Genomic DNA, 14322 nt, shown 5'->3' with positions numbered 1-14322 from the left:
GCGTAAACCTTTCGGAACAGCGTTGTACCTAATAAGCCTACATAAACACCTGGATGCGGGTCTGAGCCAATTGTCAAGCTGGAAGATGTCTGCACGCCTCCGGGGAGCACCTGCTGTCTTGTGTACAAGCTACAGCAGTTTTTGGTTTGCTCGTATCGCGCGCGGACTAAACAGGCCTATGTAACGTTCACCGGTAAACTGTAGCAGGTGTTTGTAGAAATGGCTGTAATCGTAATAGCCAAAATCAGTTATACGGAACAACTCCGGCGATGATGTAAGTTTAATTACGGCTTGCCGGATGCGAATGGTTTGCAAGGCTTGTTTGCTGCTGAAACTGGTAGTTGCCCTAAAGTATCGCTGCAGGGTTCTGACACTTATTTTGTTTGCGATTGCAGCATCTTCAATCGAGATATTATACCTGTTGCTTTGGATGCACTCCTGTAAAATCGCAGTCACAACCTGTACGTAATTCAGCCCGCCTTCATACCGGTCCAACAAACTTTCATAGTGATCAAAGATAATCCGCACCCTTTGGTTGAAGCTCGAGGCTTTCTTAACCAATTGCACGACATTACGGTCGATTAGGTAAGCAAGTGGATAGATGTTCTCGCGGTATTCTGAAAAGTCAACATCCTTTTCGAAGACAATAGGACATACCTTAAACTTTATACCGAATAACCTGTTGCCTATTGTATGATGGCAGGTGATGTAAGCGTGTCGCGGAAGAAAACCTTCAGATTTTACTTCGAACTTGTTGCTTCCTAGTTGCATCACAAAAGGGCTACCCAGGTTGATGAGGTAGGTATAGCCAATGTTGGGAAACAATACATCTGAAAAACCCGCATGCTGGTTAAGCAAAGTTTCAAAATCGGTTTCCCAGCAGAAATCAATATACCTGCTTAGGTTCCCTGTTGCCCACTTGCGGTGATAGTTCAATTCAAAGTGATCCTTATCAATAAACTCAAGGTGCTCCATCTCATCATGTCTTATTAGTGTTTGGGAAACCGCATTCTTTCAATAAAAAAGCAGCGTAAAGACCTACCTGGCTTGATTAGCGGTGATCCCTTGCTCACTAACCTCCTGCCACACAAGGTGATTGATAACTGCTTTAATGGCTGCATACGAAATGTCATCCCTAACCCGCTGTTTTATATCTGTTGGACTTAACCCTTCAGCTTCGGCGATAACTGCTGTTATTTCCTGCAGTTCTTTCTCATTCACGAGTTCCGTAACCTTCACCTCGCCGGTGAGTATAAATGTTGCAAGGTGGCCTTCAATGGTACTGGCGGCAAAGTTCCGTTCGGTCGCTATTTCCCCGATTGTACGACCAGCCCTGAACATCTGCAATGTTATGTTTCTGGTTTCACCTTTGACCAGCTTTCCTTTTTGCCCAATTGCAGGCTGTATCGATTCCGCAATCTGCTTAGGCTGTTGTTGCACCAGTTCAAGCAAAACGGTCGTCTCTAAAGATTGACGTAAAGCTTCAGCAAGTTTTACTGCCTGGTCCAGTTCTGCCTTTTTGCGTTCGAAGTGCACGATCAAACCTTTTACCTCACCCAAATACTTTTTAACCTTCGGCTGCCCTTTTAATTCTTTCACGTGGTTTTCGAGCGACGCAATAACAACCTCATTGATTGATTTTGTAAAGTATGTAGCCGCCGATTGTACACGGCTATAAAGTTGCTGGTACCCATCTGCTTCGCAGCCAACAAAAAGCTGTTCTAGTTGGCGGGTAAACTTTCCGGCGACTTCCTGTAATTCGGTTAAGGTAGTCAGTAGTCCCTTACTCCACATGGCATGCTTCACCTTGTCGGGTATCTGCCGGTGTACATAATGTTCATCATGAGCCCGGACTGCCTGTAACGGCTTTTGCCAGTCGAAGCTATTTGCAAGCGACTGACGAACAAATCGTTTTTGCTCTGCTTCAAGCAGTTCTTGTAACTGCTCCTCCGTTCTTTCCTTTCTAGAGAAGTCGACTACGCGTTGGTCGGTACTAATACTTGAAGCAGGAATACGACTTAGTAGCACGAGACCATCGAGGCTCACCAGCCGGCTTAATGAAACATAAACCTGGCCGGGTGCAAATGAGTCACCCGCATCGATGACTGCCCTTTCAAACGTAAGCCCCTGGCTTTTGTGAATGGTTATCGCCCAGGCCAACCTAATGGGGAACTGGGTAAAGCTACCCAGCTCTTCTTCTTCCAGCTTGTCGTCTTCAGAATTATAGTTGTAACGAATGTTTTTCCAGGTCTCCTGTTCAACTTCAAGTTCTTCTGGTTCTCCCGGGAAACGTACAAAGATCTTTCCGTTTGCCAGCCTTGATATCGTACCAATTTTTCCATTATAAAAGCGACGCTGCTCACCCTTATCATTTTTTATAAACATGATTTGGGCACCTGTTCTGAGCTCAAGGGTTTTATTTACAGGATACGATGATTCATAAAAGTCCTTATCTACGTTTGCTTCAAAGAATACTGACTTTGCCGGAAGCTTTTCAAGCTCCTGCCGGTTGATCGCATCTGCTTTAGCGTTGTGCGATGTAAGCGTGATATAGTTTTCAGAAGCCTTAGGTACAAAGCCGGGTTTGTAGTACCGGTGCAGCAATTCAAGATCTTCGGGTGTGCAGGTGTTATTCCTGATGTTATTTAAAAGTGCTATGAATACCTGGTCTTTCTGCCGATAAATTTTACGTAGCTCAAGGTAGAGGGGAAAGGCGTGTTCCATCACCTGTGCGTCGAAGAAAAAAGGACTTTTATAATGCTCTTTTAAAACATCCCATTCCTGGTTTTTAGCCACGGGCGGTAACTGAAACAAATCGCCAATGTATAACATTTGCACTCCGCCAAATGGCAACAGTGGTTGTCGCCGCACATGTCTTAACACCGTATCAATCGCATCCAGCACATCAGCCCTAACCATTGATATTTCGTCGATCACCAATAGCTGAAGTTCCCGAATGACTTCCAACCTGGTATTGTTCAATCGCAAACCCGACAATAGGCTTGAAGGGGTATGAACCTCGCTTCCAGAGGGTGTAAGTCTGCCGCCTTTTGGAAGGAAAGCGCCAAATGGCAATTGGAAAAAAGAATGAATGGTAACACCTCCTGCGTTTATAGCAGCAACCCCGGTTGGGGCAACGATGGCCATTTTTTTAAAGGTGTTTTCCTGTATATATTTCAAAAAGGTTGTTTTTCCGGTGCCTGCTTTGCCCGTAAGGAAAAGGTGCTTTCCGGTTTGGTTAACAAAGGCAACAGCTTTCTGAAAAATGGTATTGTGTGGATCTGGTTGCAAAATCGTTGTTTAAATAGTTGCTGCACAAATTTAAGCTGAAGAGTGTGGGTTCAATTTACCGGACAGCCTGAAACACGTGAACGTTATGCTATATCATGGCTCATTTCAAAATCACTTAGTTGCCGTTTCGAAAGCCGGGTCTTCTACTACCACGACTATCATACCCTTAGACAACGGTGTTTACCTTACCGCATAACTGTTTACCACATTAGCATTGACCAGGTCTGTTTTAACGCAGCCCACCAACACAGCTGGTAAACCTTACCTTAACCCAACTTCCGTTCGGCTTTAAAACAATATAACTGTTTGAACGGGCATTCACAAGTGGTTATTAAGGACGCTTTTTGCTGAATAGGGGTTTGTGGTAAAGGTGTGCGTCGCCGGTCCGACTGCGGAGCGGGCGGGCAACGATGTGGAAGAACGCGCGTTTTTTTGGTACCGGCAGCAGATACTTTGATGAGGCTTTGCTTGCGACGCTCCGTTCAACAGCAAAAACATGGCAACTTTTTTTTGTACATTAGGGTAGCATAATTGCTTTTTGAATACTATAACGAGGCAGCCTTCAAGGAATGCATATTGTTCAAATGACTCGTGAACGAATCAATTGCCGGGTACAAAAAGAAAAACCGGAATAGTTATCCCGGTTTCATTATGGTAGCATTTAAAACTTTGTTCCGATGATATGCGGTAACATCTTCCGCCAGGTTGGCCAATCGTGTATAATGTCGTTTCCCCATACATCCAGGTCGTTCCAGATGCCTTTATCATACAAAAGCTTCGAAAAGCGGCGTGAAGAGTCAGGGTCTTCATAAGCACCACTTCCCGTATAGATGTGAATGTGATGGCTTGCCTTGATTTTATCAAGGTACCATTGATCGGTAAGATTTGGTACATAGTGCATCGGGCTGTTGTAGTAAACCTGCTGGTCCCAAAATCCACGGGTGTATTCGGTAAGGTCGTAAACACCACTCATGCTTATAGCACCATTCAGCAGGTCGGGCCTTTTCAGAAACAGGTTCATCGCGTGCAGGGCTCCAAAAGAAGCTCCACAGGTATAGATCATGGTTTCGTTGCTCGTAGCGTTGCGGATAAAGGGCACTACCTCGTTAAAAACATATTCATTAAACTGGTTATGCCGGATGGCTTTGTGTTCCGGTACCATCGCATGATTCATCCAACTTTCTTTGTTCATGCTTTCAATACTAAACACCCGCATTTTACCCCCATCGATAAACGGGGCGAGCGCATCCAATAATTGAAACCGCTCATACTCGAGATAGTCTGCAGCAGCTGTTGGGATAAGCAATAGTGCAAAGCCGTAATGGCCATAAGATGCAATTGGCATATCCCTGTTTACTGCAGGGCTGTACCATGACGTAAGATTTCTATTCATTAATGCGTTTTGGTTATAACGTTGTGGCCCTGTTTACAATTCGTACCCTAAGGTCAGGCTTTTCATTCAGGGGCACAATGAAGATAACATTCTCTGTAACAGTTTCACCAACTCCGAGGTAATAACCTATTTGTACCTTCTGACTTTCTGTTATGTTTTTACCTGCATTGTCGCGTGTACTTACCCGTGCAGTTACGTACATGGGCTTTGCAGTTACGCTGCCTGTTTTGGATGTAAGCCGCGCCCCTGTTGCATTCAGGCAATCAAACTGCACGAGTTTGTTCATATCGCCTTCGTCGCGACCAAGGCTCTGGCTAAATAAAATGATCCGGCTACACTCGCTTTTGTTTGTCGCATAAAGGCTAACCTCGTAGCGACTGAAGTCTTTATTGCTTACTTCGCGGGTACTTACGTTACGGATGCTGTAGCCATATTCTACGCCTTCGGTAACAAATGGTTTATCTTCTGCAACAGTATTAGCCGACTGTGCAAAGGAGAATAACGGGCCTGCTGCAATTAAAAGCAACAGAAAACATTTTTTCATTTTTTTAGGGGTTTAGGAGAGGGACACCTTCCTTACCTCCTTCCAAAGATCCCTGAAACTCTGTGCGGCATAACTACTGGGTGCATAAGTTTCAACAGGAGCGAGCTGCTGTCCCATTTTTTCAACATCGCTGAGGTAAGGAATGTAGTTTTTAAAAAAGGATTTATTACGGTGAAATTGGTTAACAATTTCGTGGTGCAGGTTTTTGCGGTGATCAACCATGTTAAAAAAGGCTTTTACCTTTTCTTCGGGCAAACCGTTTTCACGAAAGTGTTCGATAGTGGTTTCGAAGCTGCGCACGGAAAGCGTAGTAGGAATGTTTGGCATCAGCACCCAGTCGGCTGCTGCAAAAATGTTGTCGTGCAATACAGATAAACCGGGCGGACAGTCAAGAATTACGACATCGTATTTGTTTTTTATTCCGCCTAAAGCACTTTTAATTCTTCGCTTTCCCTGCTTTAATTCTGCAATAACGACGTCGCCGTTGCGTGCTGACAAATCTGAGGGAATTACATCAAGGTTTTCGTAACCCGATTCCTGGATAACATTACTCAGTTCGACTTCGTTGCTAAGCACTTTTCGCGCTTCGTTTTTGCCGCCGGTTTCTACCTGGAAGTAAAATCCTGCGGCTCCCTGGGGGTCCAAATCCCAGAGGAGAGTTCTATTACCTTCTGCTGCAGAAATGTAGGCTAAGTTGACGGCGGCCGCTGTTTTTCCGACTCCTCCTTTCAAATTATAAATCGCTAATACTGTCATAGAAATAAAAATACAAAAGTTTTACAAAGGACTGTCGTTGCCATACAATTCAGTGAGTGCAAGTTATATCAATCATATAGAGCAAAAAACACATGTTCATGTGGCTGTGGTTGAGCTGAACGCCTGTTACTTTTATGCACCAAAACAAACCTTATGAAGAAGTTCTTTAAATGGACAGGTATTCTGATTGCCGGTATTCTTATACTGATTTCGGGAATAACATTCGCGCTACAATTCAAAACCTATGAGGCCCCTTACCCGGATATAAAGGCCAGTAAAGACCCAGTGGTGATTGCCCGCGGAAAATACCTTGCACTTGGTCCGGCGCATTGTGCCGACTGTCATGCCCCGGAGAACAAACAAGCACTTGTAGCAGCAGGACAGGATGTGTCTTTAAGCGGCGGCAGGGTATTTAAATTTCCGCCGGGCGAATTGTATGCGCCAAACATTACTCCTGATGCGGAAACGGGAATTGGCAAACTCTCCGATGCTGAGCTGGCCCGGGCACTTCGCTATGGGGTTGACAGGCATAATAAAGCATTGTTTCCTTTAATGCCTTTTCAGAACTTAAGTGATGAGGACCTTACGGCCATAATCTCTTATATCCGGTCTGCACCAGCTGAAAAGAATGTTGTTCCGGAAAAGAAGCTGAACGCTTTGGGATATGTTGTAAATGCTTTCCTGATTAAGCCGGTAGCGCCAACTGCTACCCCATTAAAATCGGTTAAGCCGGATACTACAGCGGCTTATGGTGAGTACCTCGCGAACAATATTGCAAATTGCAAAGGTTGCCATACCAACCGCGATCTTAAAACGGGAGAATTTACCGGCGAGCCCTTTGCCGGGGGATTGGTTATAGAGAGTGTAAAGGACCCTTTGCATTACTCACTGGTAACTCCCAATATAACGCCTGATCCGGAAACGGGTAGAATGAGTGGATGGACACAAGAACAATTTCTCAACCGGTTTCGGATGGGCAAATTAAATGAACACAGTGTAATGGCCTGGGGTCCTTTTAGCCGTATGCAGGATAATGATCTGAAAGCAATTTATAAGTTCCTTCAAACCGTAAAACCAGTGAAAAAAAATACGGGTCCGGTACTGATAGAAAACAAGATATAAGAGATCGTAAAACAGCATTGACTAAAGTAACAAGCGGGCCAACTGAGGTTGTTTTAAAACTCTTGAACAAAAAAAGCTGTCATTAACTGGCAGCTTTTTCTATTGATGTTGATACTGCGAATCAGAATGAGTCGCTGATGGTAAAGGATTAAAAGAGGGTATGTTTAAATAGTCTCGCCCGACTAATTGTATACGTGTAATGGGGTAACTGGGGCAGTAGTTTCGGAGAGCGCTAAAGGTAACTTCGGAGATCAGGCGTTGATCACAAGCATGCTGAGATCCTGGACAGCCTTAGCAATTCTTTCTTTCTTTTGAAGGTCGAACTGTTCCATTTTACGTTCTACTTCGTTGTTGATCTTGTGCAGCATTTCTGGCTTAACGTTCCCGTTTTCTTTTTGATTTAACAGCTTTTGCAGAACCTGGGAAGAGCTAGTGTTTGGTGTGCCGGCCATATCAAAACGGTTTAAGATTTTTGTGAATGCTAAACGGCGACAAAGGTATAGAATATTGGCCAGAACTGCCGTTCGCTGGTCCAATATAACTATTTTCCAACAAATATGCCAGTATCGCTGGTTTTTTTGGTTCAGTTGCATCCATCAATATTAGCCCGGTTGCTTTTTCATCAGCCATCAGGTCTGGCGGACCTACCTCTGCAATCCAAACGAACTTAGGCATCTTAATATTTATGATAAGGGTTTTAACTACAAGATCAAGTTCTTCGTTTAACGACACCGTATGTTTGAATGTACGGCTTGAACTTAGCAGTACCCTAAGAACCAATGACGGGAGATGTGCCCGCTGATCATGTGATTTCAGGAGCTGAATGGCAACATTTCGTGCACGATCTGCCTCCATATAAATCCGGAAATATAAGGGCACGATTGCAGCAGCGATCGTGCAATTCTGCCAGATAGGGTTGGTATAGTTGCAGGCCGGATCACTTAGTGGTATCACTCCATAAGGGGCCATGTTATCATCCACAACCAGGTAGTTTGCCGGTTGCTCATAGTAGTCGTAAAGTTCTGAGCCATTCGAAAAAACTTCGATTGGGGTATATTGAAAAGTTCCACCAATTTTCAGGTCGGTGCGACCAACGATATTCATTACATGGCCGATACCATTTTGATTGGTAATGGCAACGATTGTAGGAATACCCGACTCAACATACATCTGGATCATCCGGTAGAGTTCTACCCCGGGGTAACTGTTAGCGGTATAGAGCTTTACCCCGAACCCAAATTCTTTTAGTGCATACGAAATCTGCAAGCCGGTTAACCCTGCCGAAGGCACCTGGCGTTGCATGCTCAGCTGCGAAAGCACATTGTGAATAGTTTTTGGCAGTACCGGCTTGTACTCTGCGTACCGGTTGGAGAAATATTCCATCAACGACCAGATCGTTGTTTCTGCACATACCATAAACTCAGCATCCTGCGAAGAATGCGGGAACCCTTCAACTTCCAGTTTAATACCATTTACTGCCGCACCAAATCTTGCAAACGAGGTATGGTATATCGTGTTCTTTACGAAGATGTCGGGACGAAGCACGTTTCTGCCGATAATGTTTGGCGAAGTTGGCCGGATGATAATAAAACCCATAAAGTGTTCCTGCAGCTTCTGAGCCCCTTGTACCGAGTAAAAATCAGAAAGGCTTATTGCAGTGCTGAAAAAAGAAACCCGGATGCAGTTTCGCTTGTACTCTTTTAGTTTAGAACTGTAGTAATGGTAATAGGCGTCACGGTAAAGTTTGTCGATGTAAAAAGACTCGACACCTACCACAAGGTCAGGCCTGAACTTTTGAATAAAAGTATCCAGCTTTTTAATTGAATCTGCCAGTTCCGCACTGTCGAATTCAAAGGCACTTTCAAGCATTCCCCCCAGGTGCGTGGAAAGGTCTTTTATATCAATAATCTCGAAGTTCATTTTCGTCGGTTGAGCACTGATTAATATAGCCTTGTACTTCGGTTCAGGAGCAAAACACCTTTGTGGCGAACCCCGCTAAACCAGCACAAAGCTGCTTTATTCGATAATTTGTTTTATGTGCCGGAACGCATTCCCGGGTGTATTGCAAATGTGAGCAGCAGAGGTTTGGGATGATTGCGTAGTAAGCAGTTTATTTAAGCCGTACCGGTTGATGTTTGTTGCGCCATTTTGATTTTCATCATAGTAGCGATACTAAGGGCACGTTGTTTAGCAAGTTCAGCCTTGTCACCGGCAAACAGCTCATCAACCGTTTGTTTGAAGTAAGATAACCAGGTTTCGAAATGATGGTCGGATAGTGGCGACTGCGCGTGCAATGCAAGGTGCAACTGCATTACGTTTTTACGGTAGGTATCAGCCTGGAACAAGATCATATCCCAGAAATCCACCAATACCGGAAGGTGTTCAGGCAAGTTGATACGTGCAACATCGGTAAACAGGTAGCTTATGGAGTGGTCGGAAAGCAGCTTTTTATAAAAGCACTCTACTAATGCAGCGAGGTCTTCACGGGTTTCGATATCAGCCATACTTCAGCATTCAAATATACATCATAATCTACACCTTTCCGCCATTCAGGGGACAGTTAGAAGTTCCTGTATTGTTTTCGGACACCCCGAAATATGAGATGAATCTCCTATTGTTTTCATCCCCCGTTCATGGAAGAAAAACGAGCTGATGATGGCATTGTTTTGCAATGGGGTATCATAGTGATTTATAGCCCCGCAGACCCGAATGTAAACGCTTCGGTGACCGGGTACAAAGCCTAAATTCTTTAAGTTTCCTGGTTTGCACCGGCAAGTACTTCATCGATGCGCTCCTTTAAGGTTTCATAATCGGTATAGCCTTTTGCAACAACAAAAAACTTTAACTCTCCCGTTTGTATGAGCACAGCCGGGTAACCGGTAACCTGGAGCTGCCTTACCAAAGAAAATTCATAATGTGCCATCTCCTTGTATTCTTCGCTTTCCAGTTTTTCGTAAAAAGCATCAGGATGTATACTGTATTTTTCAACCAGGTGGCGGTATGCTTCATTGTCGGTCAGGTCGCGGCCCTCATAATGTAAGGCATACTGCAGATCGGCTGCAAATTCAACAACCCGCTCCGGGTAATAATCTTTGAAAATACACAGTGCAATTGCTGGCTTTTCTGAATTCGGGTACCAGTCGCTTTCCTCGGGGTTAAAGATGTGCCAGAGGTAATCCTGGCCAAAGCGTGTACCGGTTAGGTCTTCTACCGTTTTATGGGCCTTTTGAATGTATCCTGCTGTTGCGCTGATGTGTACGGGCTTTTCTGGTAATATCATTCCCCCCGATAATACATCTATATCCATGACCTCCTTATATTCCTTGTCGATGCTTTTGATTACCTCACTAAATCCATAACACCAGCCACAGTATGCATCGTAGCAATAAACGAGTATCGGTTTCATGCGGCAAAGGTAAGTGCAAGCCTATAATTAACGGGGGTATTTTGCCCTTGCTGTGGGTGCTTTGCAGTTATTCAATTTGCTGAAAAGCTTCAAGGTACTTTACGATATATTGTTCTTTTTGTTTCAGGCGGTACTGCATGATAAACCGGGGATGCGGGAGAGCAATGATCTTGTCGAAGAGCCGATATTCATTGTTTAGCTTAGAGAGATATTTGAAATTTGTTCCTTCACCGAGGCAGAAAGCCACAGAAGCGTGGAGGCCCCACGAAAGCTGCTCGCGAAAGCAGGCAACCGAGAAGGGCTTTATGTTTTGCAGTAAAAGTCTGTTGTCGTAATAATTCAGGTTTTTGCCGCTGGCGGTAAAGCCGAGGGGACTGATCGCGGTAATATAGAACTTTTTGTAAAAGGCCTCTACCCCGCCAAATGCTTGCACCAGATCATACACAAAAACCGATGACAGCTCCTGCCGGGGTGGCCACTCATTTGGAATACCACATTCATGTGCTAATCGAATTGGGTCGGTAAAGGGAACCCCCGTAACCCCTCCCCCAAACCGTCCCGGGTTGATCCCGATGATGCAATACCGGGGTTGATCATCGGCATAGAACTTCTGGTAAAAGCGGGTACACGTTTCCATTGCATAAGCATCAGCAAACGGGTACAATACCTGTACATCGGGCGGCAGTTCAAAATTGAGCCGGATATTTTGTAGAAAGCCAAGTATACGGTCTGCTAACATGCCTGAAGTGTTGAGCCTGCTTTCATTTAATTAGTGTGCTTCAAGCCAGTTAACTCCCGACCCGATTTCTGCGCTCGCGGGAACACCATTTGGTAGCGCAAGCGCGGATTGCATACAATCGATTATAATCGGCTTAATGGTTTCTACTTCGTCCATGTAGGCGTCGAATACAAGTTCGTCGTGTACCTGCAGGATCATCTTAGATTTAAAATTCCGCAGTTTAAACTCCGCATCTATTTTGATCATTGCCAGTTTGATCATGTCTGCGGCGGTACCCTGTATGGGCATATTAATCGCGTTACGCTCAGCATAACCCCGTACCGTAAAGTTGTTGCTGTTGATGTCCTTCAACCAGCGCTTTCTGCCCAATAAGGTTTGCACATAACCATTTTGTTGTGCAAACTTCATCTGTGCATCCATGTACTGCTGAATATTTGGAAACTGCTTTTTATAGTTTTCTATAATTTCCCGCGCCTCACTCCGACTGATCTTCAGATTTTCAGATAGTCCGAAGGCACCCTGTCCGTAGATGATTCCAAAGTTTACACTTTTAGCTTTGTAACGCATTTCCTTGGTTACGTCTGCTTCTTCGATGCCGTATACTTTTGCAGCAGTTGCGGTATGAATATCTTTTCCTTGTTTGAATGCATCGCACATATTTGGATCCCCGCTTATTGCCGCTACAATCCGGAGTTCAATCTGGGAGTAATCCGCACTTACCAACAGGTGCGACTCATCCCTTGGTATAAAGGCTTTCCGGATCTCCCGTCCGCGTTCGGTACGTACCGGAATGTTTTGCAGGTTAGGATTGTTACTGCTTAAACGACCGGTAACCGCTACCGCCTGGTTGTAACAGGTATGCACCCTACCGGTTTTGCGATTGATCATGGTGGGCAGTGCGTCTACATAAGTATTCTTCAGTTTTACCGTCTCGCGGTAATTGATGATGTCTTCTACGATTTTATGCTGGCTTGCAAGTTTGTTCAGCACGTCTTCGCCGGTAGCATACTGGCCGCTTTTTGTTTTTTTTGCTTTAGGGTCAAGCTTCATGTGTTCAAACAGCACTTCACCCAGCTGTTTTGGCGAACCCAGGTTAAACTTTAAACCGCAGCAATCAAAAACCCGTTGCTCGGCGGCACGTGCTTCTTCATCCAGTTGTTTTGAGTAATCGGAGAGAAAATTCATATCAATCCGTACTCCTTCGTACTCCATATCGAGCAGCACTTTTACAAGAGGGGTTTCTACATCGTCAAAAACTTTATCAACAGATCTTTTCTTAATGAGCGGTACGAATGCCTCTTTCAACTGCAGGGTAATGTCAGCATCTTCCACTGCATACTCTTTTGTTTTGGCGACCTCAACGTCGCGCATTGTCAATTGATTTTTCCCCTTTTTACCAATAAGTTCTTCTATGTGTATGGGTTCGTATTGCAGGAACTGTGCGCTCAACAAATCCATGTTACGGCGCCCCTCGGGTTCGATCAGGTAATGCGCCAGCATGGTATCAAAGAGATTACCTTTTAAAACTACCCCGTACCATTTGATCACAATCAAATCGTACTTGATGTTTTGGCCAATCCAAAGCTTGTTTTCGTCATCAAAGAGTGGCTGAAAAAACTTCAGGGTAGTTTTAACCCCTTCGCGATCTTTCGGACAAGGCACATAATAACCTTCCCCTTTCTTGTACGAAAAGCTTAGTCCAACAAGCTCTACATCGTGGGCATATGTGCCGGTGGTTTCAGTATCGAAACTGATTTCGCGCAGCGGCATCAGTTCCTCAACCAGCGCCCTGATCTGCTCTTCGCTATCCACCAACGTATAATTATGCGGGGTGTTATTGATGTTTTTGTCTGCAATTAAACCCAACGGAAGTTCTTCGGAAGCTTCGTCTGACCCGATCGGCACAATCGTACCCTCTTCGGCGGTTGTTACGAGTTCGTCGGCAGTAAACAGGTCCATCTGGTCGCCTGTAGACACCACTTTAACCGTTTTTTCATAAGGGTTATAACCTTCGCCCAATATCCTTTTTCCAAGTGCCCTGAATTCTAGTTCAGTAAAAACATCTTCCAGTTCAGGACGGTTCCATTCCTTTAAGCGGTAGTCTTCTTCGTGAAAGTTTACGGGTACATCGGTAATAATTTTCGCGAGCTTCTTGCTCATGATTGCCGCTTCCTTACCGTTGCGAATCTTTTCGCCAAGTGCACCCTTTATGCTATCGGCATTTGCAAGTACGTTCTCAAGGGTATCATATTCCTTTAGCAGTTTACAGGCGGTTTTTTCGCCAATCCCCGCAATACCCGGGATATTATCTACCGCATCGCCCATGAGCCCAAGCATATCCACAACCTGCTCTACCCTGGAGATGCACCACTTATCGCATATTTTTTGAGCATCAAGGATTTCCATGTCGCCACCCTGGTAGCCGGGTTTATATATGTACACACCTTTGTGGATCAACAACTGTCCATAGTCTTTATCTGGTGTAACCATGTATACGTCGTAGCCTGCATCTGCTGCCTGCCAGGCAACAGTCCCGATAACATCGTCTGCTTCAAAACCGTCAACTTCAACAACGGGAATATTAAAAGCCCGGATGATCCTTTTGATATCAGGCAAAGAGCCAAGCAGGTCTTCCGGGGCCTCCTGCCGATTGGCTTTGTATTCAACAAAGTCAGTATGTCTTTCTGTTGGCGCAAATGTGTCGAAGCACACTGCAAGGTGGGTAGGCTTTTCCTTATTGATCAGGTCCATCAGCGTGCTGGTAAAGCCAAACTGCGCATTGGTATTACGGCCCTTACTGGTGAGCCTGGGATTACGAATCAGCGCATAATATGCCCGGTAAATCAGCGCCATTGCATCAAGAAGAAAAAGCTTTTTTGCCATATCACGAAGGTAGGAAATGCAAAATGCAAAATTGTAAATGCGACACTAACATGTGCTTGTTTGGAATAGCGGCCCTTAAGACCCTCCTATCTCATCACGCGTTGACAAACCCTGCAAGCAACAATAAAAAAGCCCCGCATTGCTGCAAGGCTTCAATAACCTATTACATAATGTGTCAAATCAAAATT

At 44.8% G+C, this 14322-nt stretch carries 12 protein-coding genes; 1 reads left to right on the top strand and 11 read right to left on the bottom strand.

The features are described 5' to 3' along the window. Positions 1-129 precede the first annotated feature (129 nt). The 5 genes from EXU57_RS14035 to EXU57_RS14015 all read right to left on the bottom strand — a co-directional run bounded on the left by EXU57_RS14035 (position 130) and on the right by EXU57_RS14015 (position 5984). Positions 130-975: an AraC family transcriptional regulator gene (locus EXU57_RS14035; RefSeq protein ID WP_133268849.1), complete on the bottom strand. Its 846-nt coding sequence runs from the start codon at positions 973-975 to the stop codon at positions 130-132. Between the two features lie 63 nt (positions 976-1038). Beyond that, positions 1039-3291: a helix-turn-helix domain-containing protein gene (locus EXU57_RS14030; RefSeq protein ID WP_133268848.1), complete on the bottom strand. Its 2253-nt coding sequence runs from the start codon at positions 3289-3291 to the stop codon at positions 1039-1041. A gap of 661 nt (positions 3292-3952) precedes the next feature. Then, positions 3953-4684: an esterase family protein gene (locus tag EXU57_RS14025; protein ID WP_133268847.1), complete on the bottom strand. Its 732-nt coding sequence runs from the start codon at positions 4682-4684 to the stop codon at positions 3953-3955. Positions 4685-4697: 13 nt separating this feature from the next. Continuing rightward, the gene (locus EXU57_RS14020) at positions 4698-5228 is read right to left on the bottom strand and encodes an ABC transporter permease (protein ID WP_133268846.1); all 531 of its coding nucleotides are present in this window, start codon (positions 5226-5228) and stop codon (positions 4698-4700) included. A gap of 12 nt (positions 5229-5240) precedes the next feature. After that, positions 5241-5984 (bottom strand): ParA family protein, encoded by a 744-nt coding sequence (locus EXU57_RS14015; RefSeq protein WP_133268845.1) that lies wholly within the window; start codon positions 5982-5984, stop codon positions 5241-5243. Positions 5985-6137: 153 nt separating this feature from the next. Here EXU57_RS14015 and EXU57_RS14010 point away from each other — a divergent pair, with 153 nt between their 5' ends. Then, the gene (locus EXU57_RS14010; RefSeq protein ID WP_133268844.1) at positions 6138-7106 is read left to right on the top strand and encodes a c-type cytochrome; all 969 of its coding nucleotides are present in this window, start codon (positions 6138-6140) and stop codon (positions 7104-7106) included. Positions 7107-7357: 251 nt separating this feature from the next. Here the strand turns inward: EXU57_RS14010 and EXU57_RS14005 are convergent, their stop codons facing one another. The 6 genes from EXU57_RS14005 to polA all read right to left on the bottom strand — a co-directional run bounded on the left by EXU57_RS14005 (position 7358) and on the right by polA (position 14134). Next, positions 7358-7558, bottom strand: coding sequence for a hypothetical protein (locus EXU57_RS14005; protein WP_133268843.1), 201 nt, complete (start codon positions 7556-7558; stop codon positions 7358-7360). Between the two features lies 1 nt (position 7559). Next, positions 7560-9026 carry a hypothetical protein gene (locus tag EXU57_RS14000; protein ID WP_133268842.1) on the bottom strand — a complete coding sequence of 489 codons (1467 nt, stop codon included), beginning with the start codon at positions 9024-9026 and terminating at the stop codon, positions 7560-7562. Between the two features lie 194 nt (positions 9027-9220). After that, on the bottom strand, positions 9221-9610 hold the full coding sequence (locus tag EXU57_RS13995; RefSeq protein ID WP_133268841.1) for a group III truncated hemoglobin: 390 nt from the start codon (positions 9608-9610) through the stop codon (positions 9221-9223). 245 nt (positions 9611-9855) lie between these two features. Beyond that, on the bottom strand, positions 9856-10512 hold the full coding sequence (locus EXU57_RS13990; RefSeq protein WP_133268840.1) for a DsbA family protein: 657 nt from the start codon (positions 10510-10512) through the stop codon (positions 9856-9858). Positions 10513-10579: 67 nt separating this feature from the next. Next, entirely contained in the window at positions 10580-11251 is a 672-nt protein-coding gene (locus EXU57_RS13985; protein ID WP_133268839.1) for a uracil-DNA glycosylase family protein, read from the bottom strand. Between the two features lie 30 nt (positions 11252-11281). Further along, positions 11282-14134, bottom strand: coding sequence for a DNA polymerase I (polA, locus tag EXU57_RS13980; protein ID WP_133268838.1), 2853 nt, complete (start codon positions 14132-14134; stop codon positions 11282-11284). Positions 14135-14322 lie beyond the last annotated feature (188 nt).

This window comes from Segetibacter sp. 3557_3 (assembly GCF_004354985.1).
Lineage (GTDB): Bacteria > Bacteroidota > Bacteroidia > Chitinophagales > Chitinophagaceae > Segetibacter.
The sequence above is the reverse complement of the archived record's forward strand: the minus strand, read 5'-3'. Positions and strand labels throughout refer to the sequence as shown.

Bases quoted from the DNA above. Each gene is read 5' to 3' on its own strand.
- EXU57_RS14035 (WP_133268849.1), bottom strand. From the start codon at position 975: ATGGAGCACCTTGAGTTTATTGATAAGGATCACTTTGAATTGAACTAT.
- EXU57_RS14025 (WP_133268847.1), bottom strand. From the start codon at position 4,684: ATGAATAGAAATCTTACGTCATGGTACAGCCCTGCAGTAAACAGGGAT.
- EXU57_RS14020 (WP_133268846.1), bottom strand. From the start codon at position 5,228: ATGAAAAAATGTTTTCTGTTGCTTTTAATTGCAGCAGGCCCGTTATTC.
- EXU57_RS14015 (WP_133268845.1), bottom strand. From the start codon at position 5,984: ATGACAGTATTAGCGATTTATAATTTGAAAGGAGGAGTCGGAAAAACA.
- EXU57_RS14010 (WP_133268844.1), top strand. From the start codon at position 6,138: ATGAAGAAGTTCTTTAAATGGACAGGTATTCTGATTGCCGGTATTCTT.
- EXU57_RS14005 (WP_133268843.1), bottom strand. From the start codon at position 7,558: ATGGCCGGCACACCAAACACTAGCTCTTCCCAGGTTCTGCAAAAGCTG.
- EXU57_RS14000 (WP_133268842.1), bottom strand. From the start codon at position 9,026: ATGAACTTCGAGATTATTGATATAAAAGACCTTTCCACGCACCTGGGG.
- EXU57_RS13995 (WP_133268841.1), bottom strand. From the start codon at position 9,610: ATGGCTGATATCGAAACCCGTGAAGACCTCGCTGCATTAGTAGAGTGC.
- EXU57_RS13990 (WP_133268840.1), bottom strand. From the start codon at position 10,512: ATGAAACCGATACTCGTTTATTGCTACGATGCATACTGTGGCTGGTGT.
- EXU57_RS13985 (WP_133268839.1), bottom strand. From the start codon at position 11,251: ATGTTAGCAGACCGTATACTTGGCTTTCTACAAAATATCCGGCTCAAT.
- polA (WP_133268838.1), bottom strand. From the start codon at position 14,134: ATGGCAAAAAAGCTTTTTCTTCTTGATGCAATGGCGCTGATTTACCGG.